Origin of the sequence: Leclercia sp. Colony189 (assembly GCF_009740165.1) — a bacterium.
Lineage (GTDB): Bacteria > Pseudomonadota > Gammaproteobacteria > Enterobacterales > Enterobacteriaceae > Enterobacter.
The window spans coordinates 793192-816198 of the sequence record NZ_CP046557.1 but is presented as its reverse complement, the minus strand read 5'-3'; the positions used below and the strand labels follow the sequence as shown (position 1 = coordinate 816198).

The 23007-nt window shown below is 59.2% G+C and carries 17 protein-coding genes and 1 riboswitch; of the genes, 13 read left to right on the top strand and 4 right to left on the bottom strand.

Annotation, left to right across the window (positions count from 1 at the left end; translation table 11 throughout):
- Positions 1-83 precede the first annotated feature (83 nt).
- The 4 genes from leuA to leuD are packed head-to-tail and all read left to right on the top strand — an operon-like array spanning position 84 to position 4765.
- Positions 84-1655 (top strand): 2-isopropylmalate synthase, encoded by a 1572-nt coding sequence (gene leuA, locus GNG29_RS03875; protein ID WP_103178257.1) that lies wholly within the window; start codon positions 84-86, stop codon positions 1653-1655.
- Positions 1655-2746 (top strand): 3-isopropylmalate dehydrogenase, encoded by a 1092-nt coding sequence (gene leuB / locus GNG29_RS03870; protein ID WP_103178256.1) that lies wholly within the window; start codon positions 1655-1657, stop codon positions 2744-2746. The genes leuA and leuB overlap by 1 nt, the downstream gene beginning before the upstream one ends.
- A gap of 2 nt (positions 2747-2748) precedes the next feature.
- Complete coding sequence (leuC, locus tag GNG29_RS03865; RefSeq protein ID WP_156653913.1) at positions 2749-4149, top strand: 3-isopropylmalate dehydratase large subunit; 1401 nt, start codon at positions 2749-2751, stop codon at positions 4147-4149.
- A 10-nt stretch (positions 4150-4159) separates the two neighbouring features.
- The gene (gene leuD / locus GNG29_RS03860; RefSeq protein ID WP_103178254.1) at positions 4160-4765 is read left to right on the top strand and encodes a 3-isopropylmalate dehydratase small subunit; all 606 of its coding nucleotides are present in this window, start codon (positions 4160-4162) and stop codon (positions 4763-4765) included.
- A 45-nt stretch (positions 4766-4810) separates the two neighbouring features.
- Here leuD and GNG29_RS03855 read toward each other — a convergent pair whose 3' ends face one another.
- Together GNG29_RS03855 and sgrT are read right to left on the bottom strand one after the other, a co-directional pair.
- Positions 4811-5989 (bottom strand): sugar efflux transporter, encoded by a 1179-nt coding sequence (locus GNG29_RS03855; RefSeq protein WP_103178253.1) that lies wholly within the window; start codon positions 5987-5989, stop codon positions 4811-4813.
- Between the two features lie 101 nt (positions 5990-6090).
- Positions 6091-6243 carry a glucose uptake inhibitor SgrT gene (gene sgrT, locus GNG29_RS03850; RefSeq protein WP_103178252.1) on the bottom strand — a complete coding sequence of 51 codons (153 nt, stop codon included), beginning with the start codon at positions 6241-6243 and terminating at the stop codon, positions 6091-6093.
- 87 nt (positions 6244-6330) lie between these two features.
- Between sgrT and sgrR the strand changes: the two genes are divergently transcribed.
- The 4 genes from sgrR to thiQ all read left to right on the top strand — a co-directional run bounded on the left by sgrR (position 6331) and on the right by thiQ (position 11405).
- Positions 6331-7986 carry an HTH-type transcriptional regulator SgrR gene (sgrR, locus tag GNG29_RS03845; RefSeq protein WP_156653912.1) on the top strand — a complete coding sequence of 552 codons (1656 nt, stop codon included), beginning with the start codon at positions 6331-6333 and terminating at the stop codon, positions 7984-7986.
- A gap of 36 nt (positions 7987-8022) precedes the next feature.
- Positions 8023-8122, top strand: a riboswitch (TPP riboswitch).
- 34 nt (positions 8123-8156) lie between these two features.
- A complete protein-coding gene (gene thiB / locus GNG29_RS03840) occupies positions 8157-9140 on the top strand; it encodes a thiamine ABC transporter substrate binding subunit (protein ID WP_103178250.1) in 984 nt (327 codons plus the stop codon).
- Positions 9116-10726, top strand: a complete 1611-nt coding sequence (gene thiP, locus GNG29_RS03835) for a thiamine/thiamine pyrophosphate ABC transporter permease ThiP (RefSeq protein WP_156653911.1) — start codon at positions 9116-9118, stop codon at positions 10724-10726. Before thiB ends, thiP begins: the two co-directional genes overlap by 25 nt.
- Complete coding sequence (thiQ, locus tag GNG29_RS03830; RefSeq protein WP_103178248.1) at positions 10710-11405, top strand: thiamine ABC transporter ATP-binding protein ThiQ; 696 nt, start codon at positions 10710-10712, stop codon at positions 11403-11405. The genes thiP and thiQ overlap by 17 nt, the downstream gene beginning before the upstream one ends.
- A gap of 6 nt (positions 11406-11411) precedes the next feature.
- On the opposite strand, the gene GNG29_RS03825 is transcribed toward thiQ, so the two are convergent.
- Together GNG29_RS03825 and araC are read right to left on the bottom strand one after the other, a co-directional pair.
- Positions 11412-12179, bottom strand: coding sequence for a DedA family protein (locus GNG29_RS03825; RefSeq protein WP_103178247.1), 768 nt, complete (start codon positions 12177-12179; stop codon positions 11412-11414).
- A gap of 129 nt (positions 12180-12308) precedes the next feature.
- Complete coding sequence (gene araC, locus GNG29_RS03820) at positions 12309-13154, bottom strand: arabinose operon transcriptional regulator AraC (RefSeq protein WP_103178246.1); 846 nt, start codon at positions 13152-13154, stop codon at positions 12309-12311.
- 335 nt (positions 13155-13489) lie between these two features.
- Between araC and araB the strand changes: the two genes are divergently transcribed.
- The 5 genes from araB to rapA all read left to right on the top strand — a co-directional run bounded on the left by araB (position 13490) and on the right by rapA (position 23007).
- Positions 13490-15199, top strand: a complete 1710-nt coding sequence (araB, locus tag GNG29_RS03815; RefSeq protein WP_156653910.1) for a ribulokinase — start codon at positions 13490-13492, stop codon at positions 15197-15199.
- Positions 15200-15209: 10 nt separating this feature from the next.
- Positions 15210-16712: an L-arabinose isomerase gene (araA, locus tag GNG29_RS03810; protein ID WP_156653909.1), complete on the top strand. Its 1503-nt coding sequence runs from the start codon at positions 15210-15212 to the stop codon at positions 16710-16712.
- 51 nt (positions 16713-16763) lie between these two features.
- A complete protein-coding gene (gene araD, locus GNG29_RS03805; protein WP_032616482.1) occupies positions 16764-17459 on the top strand; it encodes an L-ribulose-5-phosphate 4-epimerase in 696 nt (231 codons plus the stop codon).
- A gap of 154 nt (positions 17460-17613) precedes the next feature.
- On the top strand, positions 17614-19971 hold the full coding sequence (polB, locus tag GNG29_RS03800) for a DNA polymerase II (RefSeq protein WP_156653908.1): 2358 nt from the start codon (positions 17614-17616) through the stop codon (positions 19969-19971).
- Between the two features lie 129 nt (positions 19972-20100).
- Positions 20101-23007 carry an RNA polymerase-associated protein RapA gene (gene rapA, locus GNG29_RS03795; protein ID WP_114387961.1) on the top strand — a complete coding sequence of 969 codons (2907 nt, stop codon included), beginning with the start codon at positions 20101-20103 and terminating at the stop codon, positions 23005-23007.

Genomic DNA, 23007 nt, shown 5'->3' with positions numbered 1-23007 from the left:
GGTTAAGACAAAAAACCCGCGCCACTGCGCGGGTTTTTTTATGCTCGTAGCAAGGCGCCCAAATTCAGACAAGGACCTAACCTATGAGCCAGCAAGTCATTATTTTCGATACGACCTTACGTGACGGTGAACAAGCATTACAGGCAAGCCTGAGCGTTAAAGAGAAATTGCAGATTGCTCTGGCCCTTGAACGTATGGGCGTAGACGTAATGGAAGTGGGCTTCCCGGTCTCTTCCCCGGGGGATTTTGAATCCGTTCAGACCATCGCCCGCAGCGTAAAAAACAGCCGTGTGTGCGCCCTGGCTCGCTGCGTTGAGAAAGATATCGATGTGGCCGCCGAGTCGCTGAAGGTCGCCGAAGCCTTCCGTATTCACACCTTTATTGCTACCTCGCCGATGCATATCGCCACCAAGCTGCGCAGCACCCTGGATGAGGTGATCGAGCGCGCCATCTATATGGTGAAACGCGCCCGCAATTATACTGACGACGTTGAGTTCTCCTGTGAAGATGCAGGCCGCACGCCGATTGAGGATCTGGCCCGTGTGGTTGAAGCGGCCATCCGTGCTGGTGCCACCACTATCAACATCCCGGACACCGTCGGCTACACCATGCCGTTCGAGTTCTCCAGGATCATTACTGGTCTGTATGAGCGTGTGCCGAATATTGATAAAGCGATTATCTCCGTTCACACCCACGACGATTTAGGCCTGGCTGTCGGCAATGCCATTGCCGCGGTCCACGCCGGGGCGCGTCAGGTTGAAGGTGCCATGAACGGTATCGGTGAGCGCGCCGGCAACTGTTCACTGGAAGAGGTGATCATGGCGATCAAGGTGCGCAAGGACATCATGGATGTGCATACCCGCATCAATCACCAGGAGATCTGGCGCACCAGCCAGACCGTGAGCCAGATCTGCAACATGCCGATTCCAGCGAACAAAGCGATTGTCGGCACCGGTGCCTTCGCTCACTCCTCCGGTATTCACCAGGACGGCGTGCTGAAGAACCGCGAAAACTACGAAATCATGACCCCGGAATCGATCGGTCTGAATCAGGTGCAGCTGAACCTGACCTCCCGCTCTGGCCGCGCGGCGGTTAAACACCGCATGGAAGAGATGGGCTATAAAGAGACCGACTACAACATGGATCATCTGTACGACGCCTTCCTGAAGCTGGCCGATAAAAAAGGCCAGGTATTTGACTACGACCTGGAAGCGCTGGCGTTTATCAACAAGCAGCAGGAAGAGCCAGAGCATTTCCGTCTGGACTACTTCAGCGTGCAGTCGGGTTCAAGCGACATCGCGACCGCCTCCGTCAAGCTGGCCTGCGGCGACGAGATCAAAGCCGAAGCGGCCAACGGCAACGGTCCGGTAGATGCCATCTACCAGGCCATTAACCGCGTCACGGAATATGACGTTGAGCTGGTGAAATATGACCTGACGGCGAAAGGCCAGGGTAAAAACGCGCTGGGCCAGGTAGACATCGTGGTCAACTATAACGGCCGCCGCTTCCACGGCGTGGGCCTGGCGACCGATATCGTCGAATCCTCCGCCAAAGCGATGGTTCACGTCCTGAACAATATCTGGCGCGCCGCGGAAGTCGAAAAAGAGTTGCAACGCAAAGCTCAGAATAAAGAGAACAATAAGGAAACCGTGTAATGTCGAAGAATTACCATATTGCTGTGTTACCGGGCGACGGAATTGGTCCCGAAGTTATGGCACAGGCGCTGAAGGTGCTGGACGCTGTCCGCACCCGTTTTGCGATGAAAATTACCACCAGCCACTACGATGTAGGCGGTATCGCGATCGATAACCACGGTACGCCCTTGCCGCAGGCAACCGTGACCGGCTGTGAGAATGCCGACGCGGTCCTGTTCGGCTCCGTAGGCGGCCCGAAATGGGAACATCTGCCACCGGCCGAGCAGCCAGAGCGCGGGGCGCTGCTGCCACTGCGTAAACACTTCAAGCTGTTCAGCAACCTGCGTCCGGCCAAACTCTATCAGGGGCTGGAAGAGTTCTGTCCGCTGCGCGCCGATATCGCCGCCAACGGCTTCGACATTCTGTGCGTCCGTGAGTTGACCGGCGGTATCTACTTTGGTCAGCCGAAAGGCCGCGAAGGCAGCGGTCAGCACGAAAAAGCGTTCGATACCGAGGTGTATCACCGTTTTGAGATTGAACGTATCGCCCGTATCGCGTTCGAATCTGCCCGCAAACGCGGCCATAAAGTGACCTCGATCGATAAAGCTAACGTGCTGCAATCCTCCATCCTGTGGCGCGAAATCGTTAACGAGATTGCTCAGGCGTATCCGGACGTTCAGCTGGCGCATATGTACATCGACAATGCCACCATGCAGCTGATTAAAGATCCGTCCCAGTTTGACGTCCTGCTCTGTTCCAACCTGTTCGGGGACATTCTCTCTGACGAGTGCGCGATGATCACCGGCTCCATGGGGATGCTGCCGTCCGCCAGCCTGAACGAAGAAGGTTTTGGCCTGTACGAACCGGCTGGCGGATCCGCACCGGATATCGCGGGTAAAAACATCGCCAACCCGATCGCGCAGATCCTCTCTCTGGCGCTGCTTTTGCGCTACAGCCTGGATGCTAACGAGGCAGCTACCGCGATCGAAAACGCCATCAACCGCGCCCTGGAAGAGGGTGTGCGCACCGGCGATTTAGCCCGCGGCAACGCGGCGGTCAGTACTGAAGAAATGGGCGATATCATTGCCCGCTATGTCGCTGAAGGGGTGTAATCATGGCGAAGACGTTGTACGAAAAAATTTATGATGCTCACGTGGTCTATGAAGCGCAGAACGAAACCCCGCTGCTCTATATCGATCGCCATCTGGTGCACGAAGTGACCTCGCCGCAGGCGTTCGATGGCCTGCGCGCGCACAAGCGTCCGGTGCGCCAGCCGGGCAAAACCTTCGCGACGATGGACCATAACGTCTCAACCCAGACTAAAGACATCAACGCCTCCGGTGAGATGGCGCGCATTCAGATGCAGGAGCTGATCAAGAACTGCAACGAGTTTGGCGTTGAGCTGTACGATCTGAACCACCCTTACCAGGGCATCGTCCATGTGATGGGCCCTGAACAGGGTATCACCCTGCCGGGCATGACCATCGTTTGCGGCGACTCCCACACCGCGACCCACGGCGCGTTTGGTGCCCTGGCCTTTGGTATCGGCACCTCCGAAGTGGAACATGTGCTGGCGACCCAGACCCTGAAACAGGGCCGTGCGAAGACCATGAAAATTGAGGTGACCGGCGAGGCCGCACCGGGCATCACTGCCAAAGACATCGTGCTGGCGATCATCGGTAAAACCGGTAGCGCAGGCGGCACCGGACATGTGGTGGAGTTCTGCGGCAGCGCAATCCAGGCCCTGAGCATGGAAGGCCGTATGACCCTGTGCAACATGGCGATTGAAATGGGTGCGAAAGCTGGTCTGGTTGCGCCTGACGAAACGACTTTCAACTATGTGAAGGGGCGTTTGCACGCCCCGAAAGGCCATGATTTTGACGACGCGGTCGCGTACTGGAAAACCCTGAAAACCGACGAGGGTGCGGTATTCGACACCGTGGTCACCCTGCAGGCCGAAGCGATTGCGCCGCAGGTCACCTGGGGCACGAATCCGGGGCAGGTCATCTCCGTTAACGACAGCGTTCCCGATCCGGCCTCGTTCGCCGATCCGGTTGAGCGCGCCAGCGCAGAGAAAGCGCTGGCCTATATGGGACTGAAGCCGGGCGTACCGTTGACCGACGTGAGCATTGATAAAGTGTTTATTGGTTCCTGCACCAACTCGCGCATCGAAGATCTGCGCGCCGCGGCAGAAGTGGCGAAAGGCCGTAAAGTGGCGCCGGGTGTGCAGGCGCTGGTGGTCCCAGGCTCCGGCCCGGTCAAAGCGCAGGCGGAAGCTGAAGGTCTGGATAAGATTTTCATTGAAGCAGGCTTTGAATGGCGTCTGCCGGGCTGCTCCATGTGTCTGGCGATGAACAACGACCGCCTGAACCCGGGCGAGCGCTGCGCTTCCACCAGCAACCGTAACTTTGAAGGTCGTCAGGGGCGCGGTGGACGCACGCATCTGGTCAGCCCGGCGATGGCCGCGGCAGCCGCAGTGACCGGCCACTTCGCCGATATTCGCAGCCTGAAATAAGGAGACCATCATGGCAGAGAAATTTACCCAACATACTGGCCTGGTGGTCCCTCTGGACGCGGCTAACGTCGACACCGACGCCATCATTCCAAAGCAGTTTTTGCAGAAGGTAACCCGCACCGGTTTTGGCGCGCACCTGTTTAACGACTGGCGTTTTCTGGATGACAAAGGCCAGCAGCCGAACCCGGAGTTCGTGCTGAACTTTCCTGAGTACAAAGGCGCATCTATCCTGCTGGCGCGGGAAAACTTCGGCTGTGGCTCATCGCGCGAGCATGCGCCGTGGGCGCTGACCGATTACGGTTTCAAAGTGGTAATTGCCCCGAGCTTTGCCGACATCTTCTACGGCAACAGCTTCAACAACCAGCTGCTGCCGGTCACGCTGAGTGATGAACAGGTCGACGAGCTGTTTACCCTGGTGCAGGGCAACCCGGGCATGACCTTTGAAGTGGATCTGGAAGCGCAGGTCGTAAAAGCCGGGGATAAAATCTACAGCTTTAACATCGACGCGTTCCGCCGCCACTGCATGATTAACGGCCTTGACAGCATCGGACTGACCCTGCAGCACGAAGAGGCCATTGCCGCCTACGAGAGCAAGCAGCCAGCCTTTATGGGCTAATCACGCTAAAGAGTCCATTGCACAGTCAATGGACTCTTTTTTTATTCAGACATCTTTAACTCGCCAGGTGAGCACCAGCGTCACCAGCGAAATCCCCGCAATAGCCATGTAAACCGCAGAGTGGCCGTAGCTTTGTGCCAGCGCGCCCTGAATCACCCCCGCCAGGATCACGCCGGTAGAGATACTGTTGGTAAAGAGCGTGGTCGCCGATCCTGCCCTGCCCGGCATCAAATCCTGGAACCAGAGCATCCCAATCCCGGCGATGATGCCAATAAAAATCGCGTTAAAGAGTTGCAGGCCAAGCAAGGCCTCGCGGCTATGGAAGAGGATCAGCCCCAGATAAAAGAGCACCCCTGCCGCCACCGCCATCACCATCATCCGCCGTTTACCAACGTGTTTGACGTAATATCCCGCAAGGATCATTGCCGGGATCTCCAGCCCGGCGGCAGTCCCCATTAAGATCCCGGCCAGCTTGTCCGGCAGCCCCAGATCGCTGCTGATCCATAACGGCATATCGATGATATACATGGTGTTGCAGGTCCACATTAGCGTGGACGCGATAAACAGCCTGCGGACATTTTTATCTTTCCAGCCGCTGACCTCCGTCACCGGAACGGCGGCCGCTGAATCCACCCTGGCCACAGAGGGCAGCGCGAAGGCGATCAGCGCCAGGCTGATGGCAAAAATGGCCGCCGCAATAGAGAACATGGTGGTAAAGCCGTAATTCAGCGCCAGCATAAACGCCAGCGGCGGACCGATGACCCACGCCAGCGAAAGCTGCGCACGCATCACCGAGCTGAACATCACCACCTCACGCGCAGAGCTGTCGGCATATTCCCGCGCCAGAGCAAACAGCTGCGGCATGGCGGTGTTGGCAATCGAGGCCAACAGCACACCGCAGGTTAATAAGGTCAGATAGTGGCGGTTAAAAGCAAACAGCAGCGCGTTGCCAATCGCCATCGCGCAGCAAAAGAGGATCAGCTTGCGGCGATCGCCCTGGCTGTCTGAACGCTTCGCCAGCCACAGGCTGACCAGGATCCCGGCGACGGCGTTGACGGTATAGAACAGCCCCACCCAGAACGGTTGGGCGCCCACCTCGCGGCTCAGGAACAGACTCAGGGTCGGCGCCTGCAGTGCCCCGGCTACGCCCATCATAAACGCCACCATCAAAAAAGCGGCATACACACCGTTGAGACGGCGTCCCATCGTCATTAACCAGAGCATCACTGTTCCTTTAGCGCACGAGAAAATGAAAAAAGCCAGCAGATGATACCTGCTGGCGTGGTGATTAGCACCAATACTCAGTCACACATGATCGAAGCAATTCAGCGTTCCGAGGTCGACGTTGTCACCTCCCACTGCATCAGCTCTTCCAGTATTTTCAGCCGCTGCTCTGCGCACCGGCGGGCCAGCCAGGACACTCCCTTTGTCGCTGAGAAGTACTGTTGGTAAAACTGATTTGTGGCAGACCTCTTCATATTTACCTCCTCGCTTCATCGAAGTGAATTATTGGCTTAATATAGGGATTAATAAATTGCTGATTTTTTGTCAGGAGTTCCTCTTTTATGCCCTCTGGTCGTCTGCAACAACAATTCATTCGCCTGTGGCAGTGCTGTGACGGCCAGACCCGGGAGACCACGCTCAGCGAACTGGCCGACCTGCTCAGCTGTTCACGCCGCCATATGCGCACCCTGCTCAACACCATGCAGCAGCAGGGGTGGCTGAGCTGGGAAGCGGAGGCCGGGCGCGGCAAGCGCTCGCGTCTCACCTTTTTGTATACCGGCCTGGCGCTTCAGCAGCAGCGGGCGGAGGATCTGCTGGAGCAGGATCGCATCGAGCAGCTGGTGCAGCTGGTCGGCGATAAAGCCGCGGTGCGCCAGATGCTGGTCTCCCACCTCGGGCGCAGCTTCCGCCAGGGCAAGCACATCCTGCGGGTACTCTATTATCGCCCGATGAAAAACCTGTTGCCGGGTAGCGCATTACGGCGCTCCGAAACCCATATGGCGCGGCAAATCTTTAGCGGGCTGACGCGCATAAATGAGGAAAATGGGGAACTGGAAGCCGACATTGCCCACCACTGGCAGCAGCTTTCTCCTCTGCATTGGCGCTTTTTCTTGCGGCCTGGCATCCATTTCCACCATGGCCGCGAGCTGGAGATGGCTGATGTTATCGCCTCGCTGCAGCGCGCCCGCGAATTGCCCCTCTATTCACACATCAGCCGGGTCCAGTCGCCCACCGCCTGGACGCTCGATATTCAGCTTACGCAGCCCGACCGCTGGCTGCCGTGGCTGCTGGGGTATGTGCCATCTATGATCCTGCCGCGGGAGTGGGAAACCATGCACAACTTTGCCAGCCTGCCGGTGGGCACCGGGGCGTATGCGGTTTCCCGGAATAACAATAACCAGCTGAAGATCCGCGCCTTCGATGATTACTTCGGCTACCGGGCGCTGATTGACGAGGTGAACGTCTGGGTGTTGCCGGATATCAACGAAGAGCTGAGCGTCGGCCTGACCCTGGAGGGGCCAACCGAGGGGGAAAAGGCGGTGGAAAGTCGGCTTGAAGAGGGCTGTTACTATCTGCTGTTTGACGCCCGCTCCCACCGCGGGGCCAGCGCCGAGGTGCGCCAGTGGGTAAGCCGGATCCTCTCCCCGGCGAACCTGATCTATCAGGCTGAGGAAGTGTATCAGTCCTACTGGTTCCCGGCGTATGGCCTGCTGCCGCGCTGGCACCATGCCCGTCCGGGACGTGGCGACAAACCAGCCGGGCTGGAGAGCCTCACCCTGACCTTCTACCGCGAACATATCGAACATCGGGTGATCGCCAGAATGATGAGCGAGCTGCTCGCCGCCGAGCAGGTGACGCTGAACATTCAGGAGGTCAGCTATGAGGAGTGGCATCGCGGCGAGATCGTGAGCGACATCTGGCTCAACAGCGTCAACTTCACCCTGCCGCTGGATTTCTCGCTGTTCTCACATCTCTATGAGGTGCCGCTTCTGCAAAACTGTATTGAGCGGGACTGGCAACAGGACGCCGCCGAGTGGCGCGCGGGTGAGATGAATCTTGCGGTCTGGTGCCAGCAGCTGCTCGCCCAGCAGGCGATCGTCCCGCTGATCCACCACTGGCTGATGATCCAGGGGCAGCGCAGTATGCGCGGCTTGCGTATGAATACGCTGGGGTGGTTTGATTTTAAATCGGCGTGGTTTGCGCCGCCGGAACCATAACACTTTCGTAATATTCACCAAATCATTACAATACTGCCGTTCTCAACGGGGTGCTGCGTGAAAGCGTGTGCTGAGAAAATACCCGTCGAACCTGATCCGGATAACGCCGGCGAAGGGATTTGAGGCTGTTGCTCAAAATCCTTTGCCACTCTCAAACAATGAGGTGCAAAGTGTTCAAAACTGTTCTTCCCCTGTTGGCGCTGGTTGCGCTGCCTGCCGTTGCCAGTCCTGTCCTGACGGTCTACACCTATGACTCTTTCGCTGCCGACTGGGGCCCGGGCCCGGCGGTCAAAAAAGCCTTTGAGGCCGACTGCAAGTGCGAGCTGAAGTTCGTGGCGCTGGAGGATGGCGTCTCGCTGCTGAACCGCCTGCGCATGGAAGGCAAAAACAGCAAAGCCGACGTGGTGCTGGGGCTGGATAACAATCTGCTGGAAGCAGCCACCCAGACCGGGCTGTTCGCCAAAAGCGGTGTGGCGGCCGAGGCGGTTAACGTCCCTGGCGGCTGGAAGAACGACACCTTTGTGCCTTTCGATTACGGCTATTTCGCCTTCGTCTACGACAAAAACAAGCTGAAAAATCCGCCAAAGAGCCTGAAAGAGCTGGTTGAGAGCGACCAGAAGTGGCGGGTGATCTACGAAGATCCCCGCACCAGCACCCCGGGGCTGGGTCTGCTGCTGTGGATGCAAAAGGTCTACGGCGACAAGACCCCGGAAGCCTGGCAGAAACTGGCCGCCAAAACGGTCACCGTGACCAAAGGCTGGAGCGAAGCCTATGGTCTGTTCCTGAAAGGGGAAAGCGATCTGGTGCTGAGCTATACCACCTCCCCGGCGTACCACATCATCGCCGAGAAAAAAGAGAACTATGCCGCCGCTGACTTTGCTGAAGGTCACTATCTGCAGGTTGAGGTCGCCGCCCGGACCGCAGCCAGCAAGCAGCCGGAGCTGGCTGAGAAGTTCCTGAAATTTATGGTTTCTCCGTCGTTCCAGAACGCCATCCCGACCGGCAACTGGATGTATCCGGTGACCAATGTGACGTTACCGGCAGGTTTTGATACCCTAGTGAAACCGCAAACCACGCTGGAATTTACCCCGCAGGAAGTGGCCGGGAAACGTGCAGCATGGGTCAGTGAATGGCAACGCGCCGTCAGCCGTTAATCGCCGGCTGGTTGCTGCCGGGGCTGCTGGCCGCCACGCTGATGGTGGCCGTCGCCCTGGGCGCATTTCTGGCGCTGTGGTTTAACGCGCCAGCCACCGACGTCGCGGCGCTTCTGCACGACAGCTATCTGTGGCACGTTATCCGCTTCTCGTTCTGGCAGGCGTTTCTCTCCGCCCTGCTCTCCGTCGTGCCCGCGATATTTCTTGCCCGCGCGCTCTACCGGCGTCGCTTCCCTGGCAGGCAGGCGCTGCTACGCCTGTGCGCCATGACCCTGATCCTGCCGGTACTGGTGGCGGTATTTGGCATTCTCAGCGTTTACGGGCGTCAGGGCTGGCTGGCCGCGCTATTCCAGGCACTCGGGCTTGAGTGGCGCTTCTCGCCCTATGGCCTGCAGGGGATCCTGCTGGCGCACCTCTTTTTCAACATGCCGATGGCAACGCGCCTGCTCTTACAGGCGCTGGAAAATATCCCCGGCGAACAGCGCCAGCTTGCCGCCCAGCTTGGGATGCGTGGCGGGTCATTTTTCCGTTTTGTCGAATGGCCATGGCTGCGCCGCCAGATCCCCCCCGTCGCCGCCCTGATCTTTATGCTCTGCTTTGCCAGCTTCGCCACCGTGCTCTCGCTCGGCGGCGGGCCGCAGGCCACCACCATCGAGCTCGCCATCTATCAGGCCCTGAGTTACGACTACGATCCGGGCCGCGCGGCCCTGCTGGCGATGGTGCAGATGGTCTGCTGTCTGGGGCTGGTGATGCTGAGCCAGCGGTTGGGAAAAGCTATCCCCATCGGCGCCAGCCAGCTTGCCGGCTGGCGCGATCCGCAGGATAGCCTGCGCAGCCGCCTGACCGATGGCCTGCTCATTACCCTCGCCCTGCTGTTGTTGCTCCCGCCGCTGCTGGCGGTGGTGGTGGATGGCCTGAATCTTAACCTGGTGTCGGTGCTGCAACAGCCGGTGCTATGGCAGGCGCTGGGCACTTCGCTGCGCATTGCCCTGGGCGCCGGGCTGCTTTGCGTCCTGCTGACCATGATGCTGCTGTGGAGCAGCCGGGAGCTCTATGCCCGTCAGGCGATTGTGGCCGGACAGGCGCTGGATCTCAGCGGCATGCTGATCCTGGCGATGCCCGGCATCGTGTTGGCGAGCGGCTTTTTCCTGCTGTTCAACAGCACCATTGGCCTGCCCGAATCGGCCGATGGCATTGTCATCTTCACCAACGCCCTGATGGCCATTCCCTACGCGCTGAAAGTGCTGGAAAATCCGATGCGCGACCTCAGCGCCCGCTACACCCTGCTTTGCGACTCGCTGGGGATGCACGGCTGGCAGCGGCTGAAGGTGGTAGAGCTGCGCGCCCTGAAGCGCCCGCTGGCCCAGGCGCTGGCCTTTGCCTGCGTACTGTCGATCGGCGATTTCGGCGTGGTGGCGCTGTTTGGCAATGATGATTTCCGCACCCTGCCGTTCTGGCTTTATCAGCAGATCGGCTCGTATCGCAGCCAGGACGGGGCCGTCACGGCGCTACTGCTGCTGCTGCTCTGCTTTGCGTTATTTACCGTTATCGAAAAACTACCGGGGCGTGATGTTAAAACTGACTGATGTAACCTGGCTTTATCAGCACCTGCCGATGCGCTTCAACTTGTCCGTGCGCCGGGGCGAACTTATCGCCGTGCTCGGCCCCAGCGGCGCCGGGAAAAGCACCCTTCTCAATCTGATCGCCGGTTTTCTGCAACCGGCCAACGGCAGCATCATCCTTAATGGTCACGATCACACCCGCACGCCGCCTGCTGCGCGCCCGGTGTCGATGCTGTTTCAGGAAAACAATCTCTTTACTCATCTGAACGTGCGCCAGAACATTGGCCTGGGCATGCATCCCGGCCTCAGGCTCAACGCAGTGCAACAGCAGAAGCTAAGCGACATCGCGCTGCAGATGGGGATCGGCGATCTGCTGGAACGTCTGCCGGGTGAGCTTTCGGGCGGTCAGCGTCAGCGCGTCGCGCTGGCGCGCTGTCTGGTGCGTGAGCAGCCTGTCCTGCTGCTGGACGAGCCCTTTTCGGCACTCGATCCCGCCTTACGCCAGGAGATGCTGCTGCTGGTCAAAGAGGTGTGCGGGCGCCAGCAGCTGACGATGCTGATGGTATCGCACAGTGTGGAAGATGCGCTCAGGATCGCCCCCCGATCGGTGGTGATTGCCGATGGCCGTATCGCCTGGGATGGCGATACGGAACAGCTGGCAAGCGGAAACGCGAGCGCGTCGCGCCTGCTGGGGATCCACTGATGCCCATCAGCGGCTGACAACCTTAAGCAGGATCTCGCCATACACCGGCATCATCGGGTGACGGACCAGCATCACCAGTGCCACCAGCGCCACGCCCAGGGTGACGGGAGCCAGCCAGAATAAGCGTCCACGCGGCAGATAGCGGCTGAGGCGATCCGAGGACGCTTTCCCGCTGCGCCACAGCCGCCAGCAGAGCCAGGCCGCCAGCCACAGCAGCAGCGCGGTCGCCAGCAGCAGCCAGCGGAAGCCCCCGCTCTGTACACCGGCAGGAATATCGATTGCCGCGCCGGCCAGGATGCCCGGCAGGAAGTAAATTGGCGGCCAGAACAGACAGCCAATCAGGTTCGGCACGATAAATTTCGCCACCGGCAGATCCAGCATCCCCGCCACCATCGGCACCAGGGGGCGCGTCGGGCCAACAAATCGCCCCACCAGAATGGTGAACATGCTGTGTTGATGCAGGGCATGCTCGGTTTTATCGAGCAGGGCTTTGTTCTTTTTCATGAATGACCAGCGGTGCAGCGGCTTTTTAAAGCGCCAGCCCAGCCAGAATGAGATCCAGTCGCCCAGCAGACAGCCGACGATCCCTGCCAGCCACGCCTGCCAGAAGTTAACCTCGCCACTGCCAATCAGCGCGCCGAGCCCGGCCATCATCACCGTGCCGGGCAGGATCAGTCCAACCAGCGCCAGAGATTCCAGGAAGGCCACGAGCGCGACGGCGACGAGCGAATAGGTAACGGACTGGGTAATAAAATGTTCCAGCAATGCCTGCATAACAGTTCCGGTCAGGTGACGAAGCAGGGATTCTGCGAAGAGCGCCCTGCTGCGTCAAGACAACAATTGTCTGAATAGTTTACCGGGTGTGAACAGGATCCAGCGAACTTGTTTAGTTTTATTTACTTTCTATTCACACCCTGCGCGAAATTCGCTGGGGCTGGCGCCGGTGCATTTTTTAAAGACCCGGGAAAAGTAGAGCTGATCCTCAAAGCCCACGTTGCGCCCGACGGTGGCAATTGGCATGCGGGTGGTGCTGAGCAGCAGCTTGGCCTGGCTGATGCGCTGATCCTCGCGCCAGCTCAGTACGCTCACCCCCAGCTGCTGGCGGAACAGGTGCGACAGACGCGACGGCGACAGGCAGACATGCTGGGCGACGCTGGCGATATCAAACTGGCTGTCCGCCAGGTGGTCGCTGATGTACTGGCAGGCTTCGCGCACCCGGTGATCCAGCGGCGGGTTGAGCGATTCATTGATCGCCTCCATCCGGCGCAGCAGCAGCTGTTCCAGCAGGTTGATGGCCAGCAGCTCGGCATAGCGCCCCCCGCCCTTCCCGGCCTCGATGATCTGGGCAAACAGCTCCCGAAACTGCGGCTGATGCGCTTCATCCGGGCGATAAAAGCCGGTATGGGCAAACATCGACGGCCAGGCCAGCCACTCCTGCCAGTAAGCGCGCGGGCGGAAGTAGACCCACTGGTGATACCACTCCCGGGCATCGGGATGACGGCCATAGTGATGAATTTCACCCGGCGGGAAGAGCAGAATATCGCCCGGACGGCAGACGAAGGTCTGATCGCCATTCTTGATCACCCCCTCTCCGCGCACGGTCAGGTTGAGGATATAGCCCTTCATCCCCAGCGGTCGGTCAACGTAAAAATCGAGATAGCCGTCAGCCTCAATGGGCGTCAGTCCCGCCACCAGATGCGCGTTAAACGAGTAGCCCGGCAGCAGCGGATCGCTTTGCGTTTCAGCCATATTTTCAGTCCTCCTGGCAGTCCTGAAGGAAACCATTTGTCCATATCATCAAAAGCGGCATAAAAACGGGCTACACAAAGATCGAAAAGGTATCAGCCCGCTTTCAGATCCGCCATCATAACGCTTCCGTTGCGATTTATCCGTAACATCGAGCGGGTCGGCGGTAACAAAAGTGTCTATAACCACGGCAGAAATGTCCACATGGATTATTTGCTCGGCGTCACACTTTCCCATGTCACAGCAAAATCATCCATAAGATTAGCGGATCCCGCCTGACGATTTTCCCCCTCACTCTCTAATGTTCATTCATATCTGTTTTTTGATGGAGCAACACCATGGCAATTGCGATTGGCCTCGATTTTGGCAGTGACTCAGTACGCGCCCTGGCAGTGGAATGCACTACGGGTCAGGAGATAGCAACCAGCGTCGAGTGGTATCCGCGCTGGCAAGAGGGGCGCTATTGCGATGCGCCAAACAATCAGTTCCGCCATCATCCACGTGACTATATCGAGTCGATGGAAGCGGCAATCAAAACCGTGCTGGCAGAGTTAAGCGAGGCGCAGCGCGCTCAGATCGTCGGGATTGGCGTGGACAGCACCGGCTCTACCCCGGCGCCGATTGACGCCGATGGTCACGTTCTGGCACTGCATCCGGCATTCGCCGATAACCCGAACGCCATGTTTGTGCTGTGGAAAGACCATACCGCGGTGGAAGAAGCCGAAGCCATCACCCGTTTGTGCCATCAGCCAGGCAAAAACGACTACTCCCGCTACATCGGCGGCATTTACTCCAGCGAGTGGTTCTGGGCGAAGATCCTGCACGTTACCCGTCAGGATCCGCAGGTGGCAAAAGCGGCAGTCTCCTGGATTGAGCTGTGTGACTGGGTTCCGGCCCTGCTCTCCGGCACTACCCGTCCGCAGGATATCCGTCGCGGTCGCTGTAGCGCCGGGCACAAATCCCTCTGGCATGAAAGCTGGGGTGGCCTGCCGCCTGCCGCCTTCTTTGACGAACTCGACCCGATCATCAACCAGAACCTCGACTACCCGCTCTTTACCGATACCTGGACCGCTGATATCCCGGTCGGCACGCTCTGCGCCGAGTGGGCGGAACGCCTGGGCCTGCCCCAGACGGTGGCCATTTCCGGCGGCGCTTTTGACTGCCACATGGGCGCAGTCGGCGCGGGCGCACAGCCCAACACACTGGTGAAAGTGATCGGCACCTCCACCTGCGACATCCTGACAGCGGATAAAGCCAGCGTCGGGGATCGCGCCGTAAAAGGTATCTGCGGCCAGGTTGACGGCAGCGTGGTACCGGACTTTATCGGATTGGAAGCGGGTCAGTCCGCCTTTGGCGACATCTACGCCTGGTTTGGCCGCTTGCTGGGCTGGCCGCTGGATCAACTGGCCGCCGCCCATCCGGAACTGAAAACCCAGATCGCAGAGAGCAAAAAACAGCTCCTGCCGCAGCTGACCGACGCCTGGGCGAAGAATCCTTCCCTCGATCATCTTCCGGTCGTTCTCGACTGGTTTAACGGCCGCCGTACGCCGAATGCCAACCAGCGCCTGAAAGGGGTGATTACCGATCTGAATCTCGCCACCGACGCCCCGGCGCTGTTTGGCGGGCTGGTAGCGGCTACCGCCTTTGGCGCGCGCGCCATTATGGAGTGCTTTACCGAACAGGGGATCGCCGTCAATGAGGTGATGGCGCTGGGCGGTATCGCCCGTAAGAACCCGGTGATCATGCAGGCCTGCTGCGACGTGCTGAACCGTCCGCTGCAGATTGTCGCCTCGGATCAGTGCTGTGCCCTAGGCGCGGCGATCTTCGCGGCGGTGGCGGCGGGCGTACACACCGACATTCCGACAGCGCAGCAGCATATGGCGAGCAAGGTGGAAAGTACCCTGCAGCCGCGCGCGCAGCAGGCGCAACGTTTTGAACAGCTTTATCAGCGCTACCAGCAGTGGGCGAAGAGCGCTGAGCAGCACTATCTCCCTGTCGCCGCCCCGGTTAAGAACATCCCGGAATCTACGGCAACCCTGACACATTAAGGACACGATAATGACGATTTTTAATAATTATGAAGTGTGGTTTGTGATTGGTAGCCAGCATCTTTATGGGCCGGAAGCCCTGCGCCAGGTGACTCAACACGCAGAACATGTCGTAAACGCCCTGAATGCGGAAGCAAAATTGCCGTGCAAGCTGGTGCTGAAGCCGCTGGGCACCTCCCCGGATGAAATTACCCATATCTGTCGCGATGCTAACTACGACGATAAATGCGCGGGTCTGGTGGTGTGGCTGCACACCTTCTCTCCGGCCAAGATGTGGATCAACGGCCTCTCCATCCTCAACAAACCGCTGCTGCAGTTCCATACCCAGTTCAACGCGGCGCTGCCGTGGGACAGCATTGATATGGACTTTATGAACCTGAACCAGACCGCGCACGGCGGCCGTGAGTTCGGCTTCATCGGCGCGCGTATGCGCCAGCAGCATGCTGTCGTCACTGGCCACTGGCAGGACAAGCAGGCGCACCAGCGGATTGGTTCCTGGATGCGCCAGGCCGTATCGAAGCAGGATACCCGCCAGCTGAAAGTGGTGCGCTTCGGCGACAACATGCGTGAAGTGGCGGTAACGGACGGCGATAAAGTGGCCGCGCAGATCAAATTTGGTTTTTCCGTCAACACCTGGGCGGTGGGCGATCTGGTGCAGGTCGTCAATGAAATCAGCGATGGCGACGTCAATGCGCTGGTGGATGAGTACGAAAGCAGCTATCGCCTGACGGCGGCGGCACAGGTGAATGGTGATAAGCGCCAGAACGTGCTGGATGCAGCCCGTATTGAGCTGGGCATGAAACGCTTCCTGGAACAGGGCGGCTTCCATGCCTTTACTACCACCTTTGAAGATCTTCACGGCCTGAAGCAGCTTCCGGGCCTGGCGGTACAACGTCTGATGCAGCAGGGCTACGGCTTTGCCGGTGAAGGCGACTGGAAAACTGCCGCTCTGCTACGCATCATGAAAGTGATGTCGACCGGTCTGCAGGGCGGCACCTCCTTTATGGAGGATTACACCTACCACTTCGAGGACGGCAACGATCTGGTGCTGGGTTCGCACATGCTGGAAGTCTGCCCGTCGATCGCCGTGGATGAAAAACCGATCCTCAACGTTCAGCATCTCGGCATCGGCGGCAAAGCCGATCCAGCGCGTCTGATCTTCAACACCCGTACCGGTCCGGCCATTAACGCCAGCCTGATCGATCTGGGCGATCGCTTCCGCCTGCTGGTGAACTGCGTCGACGCCGTTGAAACGCCGCATTCCCTGCCGAAACTGCCGGTGGCGAACGCCCTGTGGAAAGCCCAGCCGGATCTGGCAACCGCTTCCGAAGCCTGGATCGTAGCAGGTGGCGCGCACCATACCGTCTTCAGCCATGCGCTGGATCTCAACGACATGCGTCAGTTCGCGGAACTGCACGATATCGAACTGACGGTCATTGATAACGACACCCGTCTGCCAGCCTTTAAAGATGCGCTGCGCTGGAACGAAGTCTACTACGGTTCAAAACGTTAACAGGGGAACCTTTGGCCTGCCGCAGGGCGGGCCTTTTTTCCTGGAGGATACATGCTGGAAGATCTCAAACGTCAGGTGCTTGAAGCCAACCTCGCCCTGCCGGAACATAATCTCGTTACCCTGACCTGGGGCAACGTCAGTGCCGTGGACCGCGAAGCAGGGGTGTTCGTCATTAAACCGTCCGGCGTCGACTACCGGGTAATGACTGCCGACGATATGGTGGTGGTGAGCATCGCCACCGGTGAAGTGGTTGAGGGGAAGAAAAAGCCCTCCTCCGATACGCCAACGCATCGCCTGCTCTATCAAGCCTTCCCGTCCATCGGCGGCATCGTCCACACTCACTCCCGCCACGCCACTATCTGGGCGCAGGCAGGCCAGCCGATCCCGGCGACCGGCACCACCCACGCCGACTACTTCTATGGCACCATCCCCTGCACCCGCAAGATGACCGATGCCGAGATCAACGGCGAGTATGAGTGGGAAACCGGCAACGTGATTGTTGAAACCTTCGAGAAACAGGGTATCGACGCCGCGCAGATGCCGGGGGTGTTGGTTCACTCTCACGGCCCGTTTGCGTGGGGTAAAAATGCCGAGGATGCGGTGCATAACGCTATCGTGCTGGAAGAGGTGGCCTATATGGGCATCTTCTGCCGCCAGCTGGCGCCGCAGCTGCCGGATATGCAGCAGACGTTGCTGGATAAACACTATCTGCGTAAGCACGGCGCGAAGGCCTATTACGGGCAGTAAAACCCGCCCGGTGGCGCTACGCTTACCGGGCCTACAGGTCTCCCAGGCCGGATAAGCGCAGCGCCATCCGGCAAAGCATACCTGTATAAAACCCCAGCAACCCCCCCTTAACCAGGCTATAATCAGGCCTGGTTTTGTTTTATGAGAGAACGGCGTGGCGCAGGCGCAACAAGGCTTTTTACTCACCCGGCACTGGCGGGATACGCCCCAGGGTACCGAAGTTGAATTCTGGCTGGCGACAGATACCGGCCCGCTAAACGTCACCCTGTCTGTCCAGGAGTCCGTTGCCTTTATTCCCGAGCCTGACGTCGAAAAAGCCCGCCAGCTGCTGCAGGGTGAAAACGGCTGGCGGCTGACGCCCCTTGAGCTGAAAGATTTCCACCGTCGTCCGGTTTACGGCCTATACTGCCGTGCCCACCGCCAGCTGATGCGTTATGAAAAGCTGCTGCGCGAGGCGGGCGTGACCCTCTTTGAGGCCGATATTCGTCCCCCGGAGCGCTTTCTGATGGAGCGCTTTATCACCGCCCCGGTCTGGGTGGACGGTACGCCCCAGGGCGCACGGCTGATCAACGCCCGTCTCAAACCCAATCCGCACTATCGCCCGCCCCTGAAATGGGCGTCGCTGGACATTGAAACCACCCGGCACGGGGAGCTGTACTGCATCGGCATCGAAGGCTGCGGCCAGCGGGTTGTCTATATGCTGGGCCCGGCCAACGGCGATGCCTCGGGGCTCGATTTCCAGCTGGAGTACGTCAACAGCCGCCCGCAGCTGATCGAAAAACTGAATGCCTGGTTTGCCCGGCACGACCCGGACGTCATCATCGGCTGGAACGTAGTGCAGTTTGATTTGCGCATTCTGCAAAAACATGCCGAGCGCTACCGCATCCCTCTGCTGCTCGGACGCGGCAACAGCGAGCTGGAGTGGCGCGAGCACGGCTTTAAAAACGGCGTCTTCTTTGCCCAGGCGAACGGGCGCTTAATTATCGACGGCATCGAGGCGCTGAAATCTGCCTTCTGGAGCTTCTCGTCATTCTCGCTGGAATCGGTATCGCAGGAGCTGCTCGGGGAAGGTAAATCCATCGACAATCCCTGGGACAGGATGGACGAAATTGACCGCCGCTTCGCCGAAGATAAACCGGCCCTGGCGACCTATAACCTGAAAGACTGCGAGCTGGTGACGCGGATTTTCCACAAAACCGAGATCATGCCGTTTCTGCTGGAGCGCGCCACGGTCAATGGCCTGGCGGCCGACCGCCACGGCGGCTCCGTGGCCGCCTTCAGCCATCTCTACTTTCCGCGCATGCACCGGGCGGGCTATGTAGCCCCCAATCTCGGTGACGTGCCGCCCCAGGCCAGCCCCGGCGGCTATGTGATGGACTCCCGCCCCGGCCTGTACGACTCGGTGCTGGTGCTGGATTACAAAAGCCTCTATCCGTCGATCATTCGCACCTTTCTTATCGATCCGGTCGGCCTGGTGGAAGGGCTCGCCCAGCCGGATGAGCAGCACAGCACTGAGGGCTTCCTCGGGGCGCGTTTCTCCCGGGAAAAACACTGCCTGCCGGAGATCGTCAGCCAGATCTGGTACGGGCGCGAAGAGGCCAAGCGCCACGGCAATAAGCCGCTTTCCCAGGCGCTGAAGATCATCATGAATGCCTTTTATGGCGTGCTCGGCACCAGCGCCTGCCGTTTCTTCGACCCGCGCCTGGCCTCGTCGATTACCATGCGCGGCCACGAGATCATGCGCCAGACCAAAGTGCTGGTGGAATCCCAGGGCTATGATGTGATTTATGGCGATACCGATTCGACCTTCGTCTGGCTCAGGGGCGCCCACGCCGAAGCGGAGGCTGCCGCCATTGGCCAGTCGCTGGTGGAATTTGTTAACAGCTGGTGGCGAACGCATCTGCAACAGGCTGGCCTGACCAGCGCTCTGGAGCTGGAGTATGAGACCCACTTCTGCCGTTTTCTAATGCCCACCATTCGGGGAACCGATCAGGGCAGCAAGAAGCGCTATGCCGGGCTTATCGAGGAGGGGGAAAAGCAGCGGATGGTATTTAAAGGGCTGGAAACCGTCCGTACCGACTGGACCCCGCTGGCGCAGCGTTTCCAGCAGGAGCTTTATCTGAAAATTTTTCGGCGCGAGCCCTACCAGGAGTTTGTGCGCGAGACCATCGCCAGCCTGATGGCGGGCGAACTGGATGACCAGCTGGTCTACCGCAAGCGCCTGCGTCGCCCGCTGGCGGAGTATCAGCGCAACGTGCCGCCCCACGTTCGTGCCGCCCGGCTTGCCGATGAAGAGAACGTCCGTCTTGGGCGCGCGCCGCAGTACCAGAACCGAGGCACCATCAAGTATGTCTGGACCACCAGCGGCCCGGAGCCGGTGGATTATCAGCGTTCGCCCCTTGACTATGAGCACTACCTCACGCGCCAGCTACAGCCCGTCGCAGAGGGAATTTTACCGTTCATGGACGACGACTTTGCTACACTGATGACAGGTCAGTTGGGGCTATTTTGACAGGTGACGAAATCGCTGCCATCCAGTACCATAGCGCCCTTTCCATTCCCGGACCCATTATTCGACGACCGTCATTCCTGAACGGTGGTTGAACTATTGCCTGCAATTAAAGATTAGAGCCGAACAAATATGCCTTTTACACTTGGTCAACGCTGGATCAGCGACACAGAAAGCGAACTTGGGTTAGGAACTGTAGTGGCGCTGGATGCGCGTATGGTGACTCTCCTTTTCCCCGCCACCGGTGAAAACCGTCTGTATGCTCGCAATGATTCCCCTGTCACCCGCGTGATGTTTAACCCGGGCGACACCGTTACCAGCCATGAAGGCTGGCAGCTGAAGATTGAAGACGTAAAAGAAGAGAATGGACTGCTCGCCTATATCGGAACCCGACTGGATACCGAAGAGACGGGTGTCATGCTGCGCGAAGTGCTGCTCGACAGCAAACTGGTCTTCAGCAAACCTCAGGATCGCCTGTTCGCCGGTCAGATCGACCGTATGGATCGCTTCTCGCTGCGCTACCGTGCGCGCAAGTTCCAGAGCGAGCAGTACCGCATGCCGTGGAGCGGTCTGCGCGGCCAGCGCACCAGCCTGATTCCCCATCAGCTCAACATCGCCCATGACGTTGGCCGCCGCCATGCGCCGCGCGTCCTGCTGGCGGATGAAGTCGGTTTAGGTAAAACCATCGAAGCGGGCATGATCCTGCACCAGCAGCTGCTCTCCGGCGCGGCCGAGCGCGTGTTGATTGTGGTGCCAGAAACCCTGCAGCACCAGTGGCTGGTGGAGATGCTGCGCCGCTTCAACCTTCGTTTCTCCCTGTTTGACGACGAGCGCTACGCCGAAGCCCAGCACGACGCCGATAACCCGTTCGAAACCGAACAGCTGGTGATCTGCTCCCTGGACTTCGTGCGCCGCAGCAAGCAGCGTCTTGAGCACCTCTGTGATGCCGAGTGGGACATCATGGTGGTCGATGAAGCGCACCATCTGGTGTGGAATGTCGACGCGCCGAGCCGTGAATATATGGCGATTGAACAGCTGGCCGAGCGCGTACCTGGCGTACTGCTGCTCACCGCTACGCCGGAACAGCTGGGTCTGGAGAGCCACTTCGCGCGTCTGCGCCTGCTGGATCCAAACCGTTTCCATGACTTTGACCTCTTTGTCGAAGAGCAGAAAAATTATCGCCCGGTGGCGGATGCCGTTGCCCTGCTGCTGGCGGGCAAGCACCTCTCCAACGACGAGCTCAACACCCTGAGCGATCTGATTGGCGAGCAGGATATCGAGCCGCTACTCCAGGCGGCCAACAGCGATCGTGAAGGCGCCGACGCCGCACGCCAGGAGCTGGTCTCCATGCTGATGGACAGGCACGGCACCAGCCGCGTGCTGTTCCGTAATACCCGTAACGGGGTGAAAGGCTTCCCGAAACGCGAGCTGCATACCGTTCGCCTGCCGCTGCCCACCCAGTATCAGACGGCGATCAAAGTTTCCGGCATCATGGGCGCGCGTAAAACAGCGGAAGAGCGCGCCCGCGACATGCTCTATCCGGAACAGATTTATCAGGAGTTTGAAGGCGATACCGGCACCTGGTGGAACTTCGACCCGCGCGTTGAATGGCTGATGGGTTATCTGACCGCCAACCGTTCCCAGAAAGTGCTGGTCATCTGCGCCAAAGCCACCACCGCGCTTCAGCTTGAGCAGGTTCTGCGCGAGCGGGAAGGTATTCGCGCGGCGGTGTTCCATGAAGGTATGTCCATTATCGAGCGCGACCGCGCGGCGGCATGGTTCTCCGAAGAGGACAGCGGGGCACAGGTGCTGCTCTGCTCCGAAATCGGCTCCGAGGGGCGTAACTTCCAGTTCGCCAGCCGTCTGGTGATGTTCGATCTGCCGTTCAACCCGGATCTGCTGGAGCAGCGTATCGGTCGTCTGGACCGTATCGGTCAGGCGCACGACATTCAGATCCACGTTCCGTATCTGGAAAAAACCGCCCAGTCGGTGCTGGTGCGCTGGTTCCACGAAGGGCTGGATGCGTTTGAACATACCTGCCCGACCGGTCGTACCATTTACGATAGCGTGCATAACGAGCTGACGGGCTATCTGGCGGCGCCGGAAAATACCGAGGGCTTTGACGAGCTGATCAAAACTTGCCGTGAACAGCATGACGCCCTGAAAGCGCAGCTGGAGCAGGGTCGTGACCGTCTGCTGGAGATCCACTCCAACGGCGGTGAAAAGGCCCAGCGGCTGGCAGAGAGCATTGAAGAGCAGGATGACGATACCAGCCTGATCAGCTTCGCCATGAACCTGTTTGATATCGTCGGTATCAACCAGGACGATCGCGGCGAGAACTTGATTGTGCTGACCCCGTCCGATCACATGCTGGTGCCGGACTTCCCGGGCCTGCCGGAAGATGGTTGCACCATCACCTTTGAACGTGATGTGGCGCTGTCCCGCGAGGATGCGCAGTTCATCACCTGGGAACACCCGCTGATCCGCAACGGTCTGGATCTGATCCTCTCCGGCGACACCGGCAGCAGCACCATTTCGCTGCTGAAGAACAAGGCGCTGCCGGTGGGTACCCTGCTGCTGGAGCTGATCTACGTGGTAGAGGCCCAGGCACCGAAACAGCTGCAGCTCAACCGTTTCCTGCCTGCCACGCCGGTGCGTCTGCTGCTGGACAAAAACGGTACCAACCTGGCGGCGCAGGTCGAGTTTGAGAGCTTTAACCGCCAGCTGAGCGCGGTGAATCGCCATACCGGCAGCAAGCTGGTGAATGCGGTGCAGCAGGATGTCTACGCCATCCTCCAGCAGGGTGAGTCTCAGGTTGAGAAAGCAGCGCGCGCCCTGATTGACGCGGCGCGCAGCGAGGCGGATGAAAAACTGTCTGCGGAGCTCTCTCGTCTCGAGGCCCTGCGTGCGGTGAACCCCAATATTCGTGACGATGAACTGGCGGCGATTGAAACCAATCGTCAGCAGGTGCTTGAGAGCCTGAATCAGGCGGGATGGCGTCTGGATGCGCTGCGCCTTATCGTTGTGACGCATCAGTAA

What these genes read in the sequence shown, in the direction of transcription:
- rapA (WP_114387961.1), top strand. Translation starts at nt 20,101, where the DNA reads ATGCCTTTTACACTTGGTCAACGCTGGATCAGCGACACAGAAAGCGAA.
- thiQ (WP_103178248.1), top strand. Translation starts at nt 10,710, where the DNA reads ATGTTAAAACTGACTGATGTAACCTGGCTTTATCAGCACCTGCCGATG.
- araC (WP_103178246.1), bottom strand. Translation starts at nt 13,154, where the DNA reads ATGGCTGAAACGCAAAGCGATCCGCTGCTGCCGGGCTACTCGTTTAAC.
- sgrR (WP_156653912.1), top strand. Translation starts at nt 6,331, where the DNA reads ATGCCCTCTGGTCGTCTGCAACAACAATTCATTCGCCTGTGGCAGTGC.
- thiP (WP_156653911.1), top strand. Translation starts at nt 9,116, where the DNA reads ATGGCAACGCGCCGTCAGCCGTTAATCGCCGGCTGGTTGCTGCCGGGG.
- araA (WP_156653909.1), top strand. Translation starts at nt 15,210, where the DNA reads ATGACGATTTTTAATAATTATGAAGTGTGGTTTGTGATTGGTAGCCAG.
- araD (WP_032616482.1), top strand. Translation starts at nt 16,764, where the DNA reads ATGCTGGAAGATCTCAAACGTCAGGTGCTTGAAGCCAACCTCGCCCTG.
- GNG29_RS03825 (WP_103178247.1), bottom strand. Translation starts at nt 12,179, where the DNA reads ATGCAGGCATTGCTGGAACATTTTATTACCCAGTCCGTTACCTATTCG.
- sgrT (WP_103178252.1), bottom strand. Translation starts at nt 6,243, where the DNA reads ATGAAGAGGTCTGCCACAAATCAGTTTTACCAACAGTACTTCTCAGCG.
- araB (WP_156653910.1), top strand. Translation starts at nt 13,490, where the DNA reads ATGGCAATTGCGATTGGCCTCGATTTTGGCAGTGACTCAGTACGCGCC.
- GNG29_RS03855 (WP_103178253.1), bottom strand. Translation starts at nt 5,989, where the DNA reads ATGCTCTGGTTAATGACGATGGGACGCCGTCTCAACGGTGTGTATGCC.
- leuB (WP_103178256.1), top strand. Translation starts at nt 1,655, where the DNA reads ATGTCGAAGAATTACCATATTGCTGTGTTACCGGGCGACGGAATTGGT.
- leuC (WP_156653913.1), top strand. Translation starts at nt 2,749, where the DNA reads ATGGCGAAGACGTTGTACGAAAAAATTTATGATGCTCACGTGGTCTAT.
- leuD (WP_103178254.1), top strand. Translation starts at nt 4,160, where the DNA reads ATGGCAGAGAAATTTACCCAACATACTGGCCTGGTGGTCCCTCTGGAC.
- leuA (WP_103178257.1), top strand. Translation starts at nt 84, where the DNA reads ATGAGCCAGCAAGTCATTATTTTCGATACGACCTTACGTGACGGTGAA.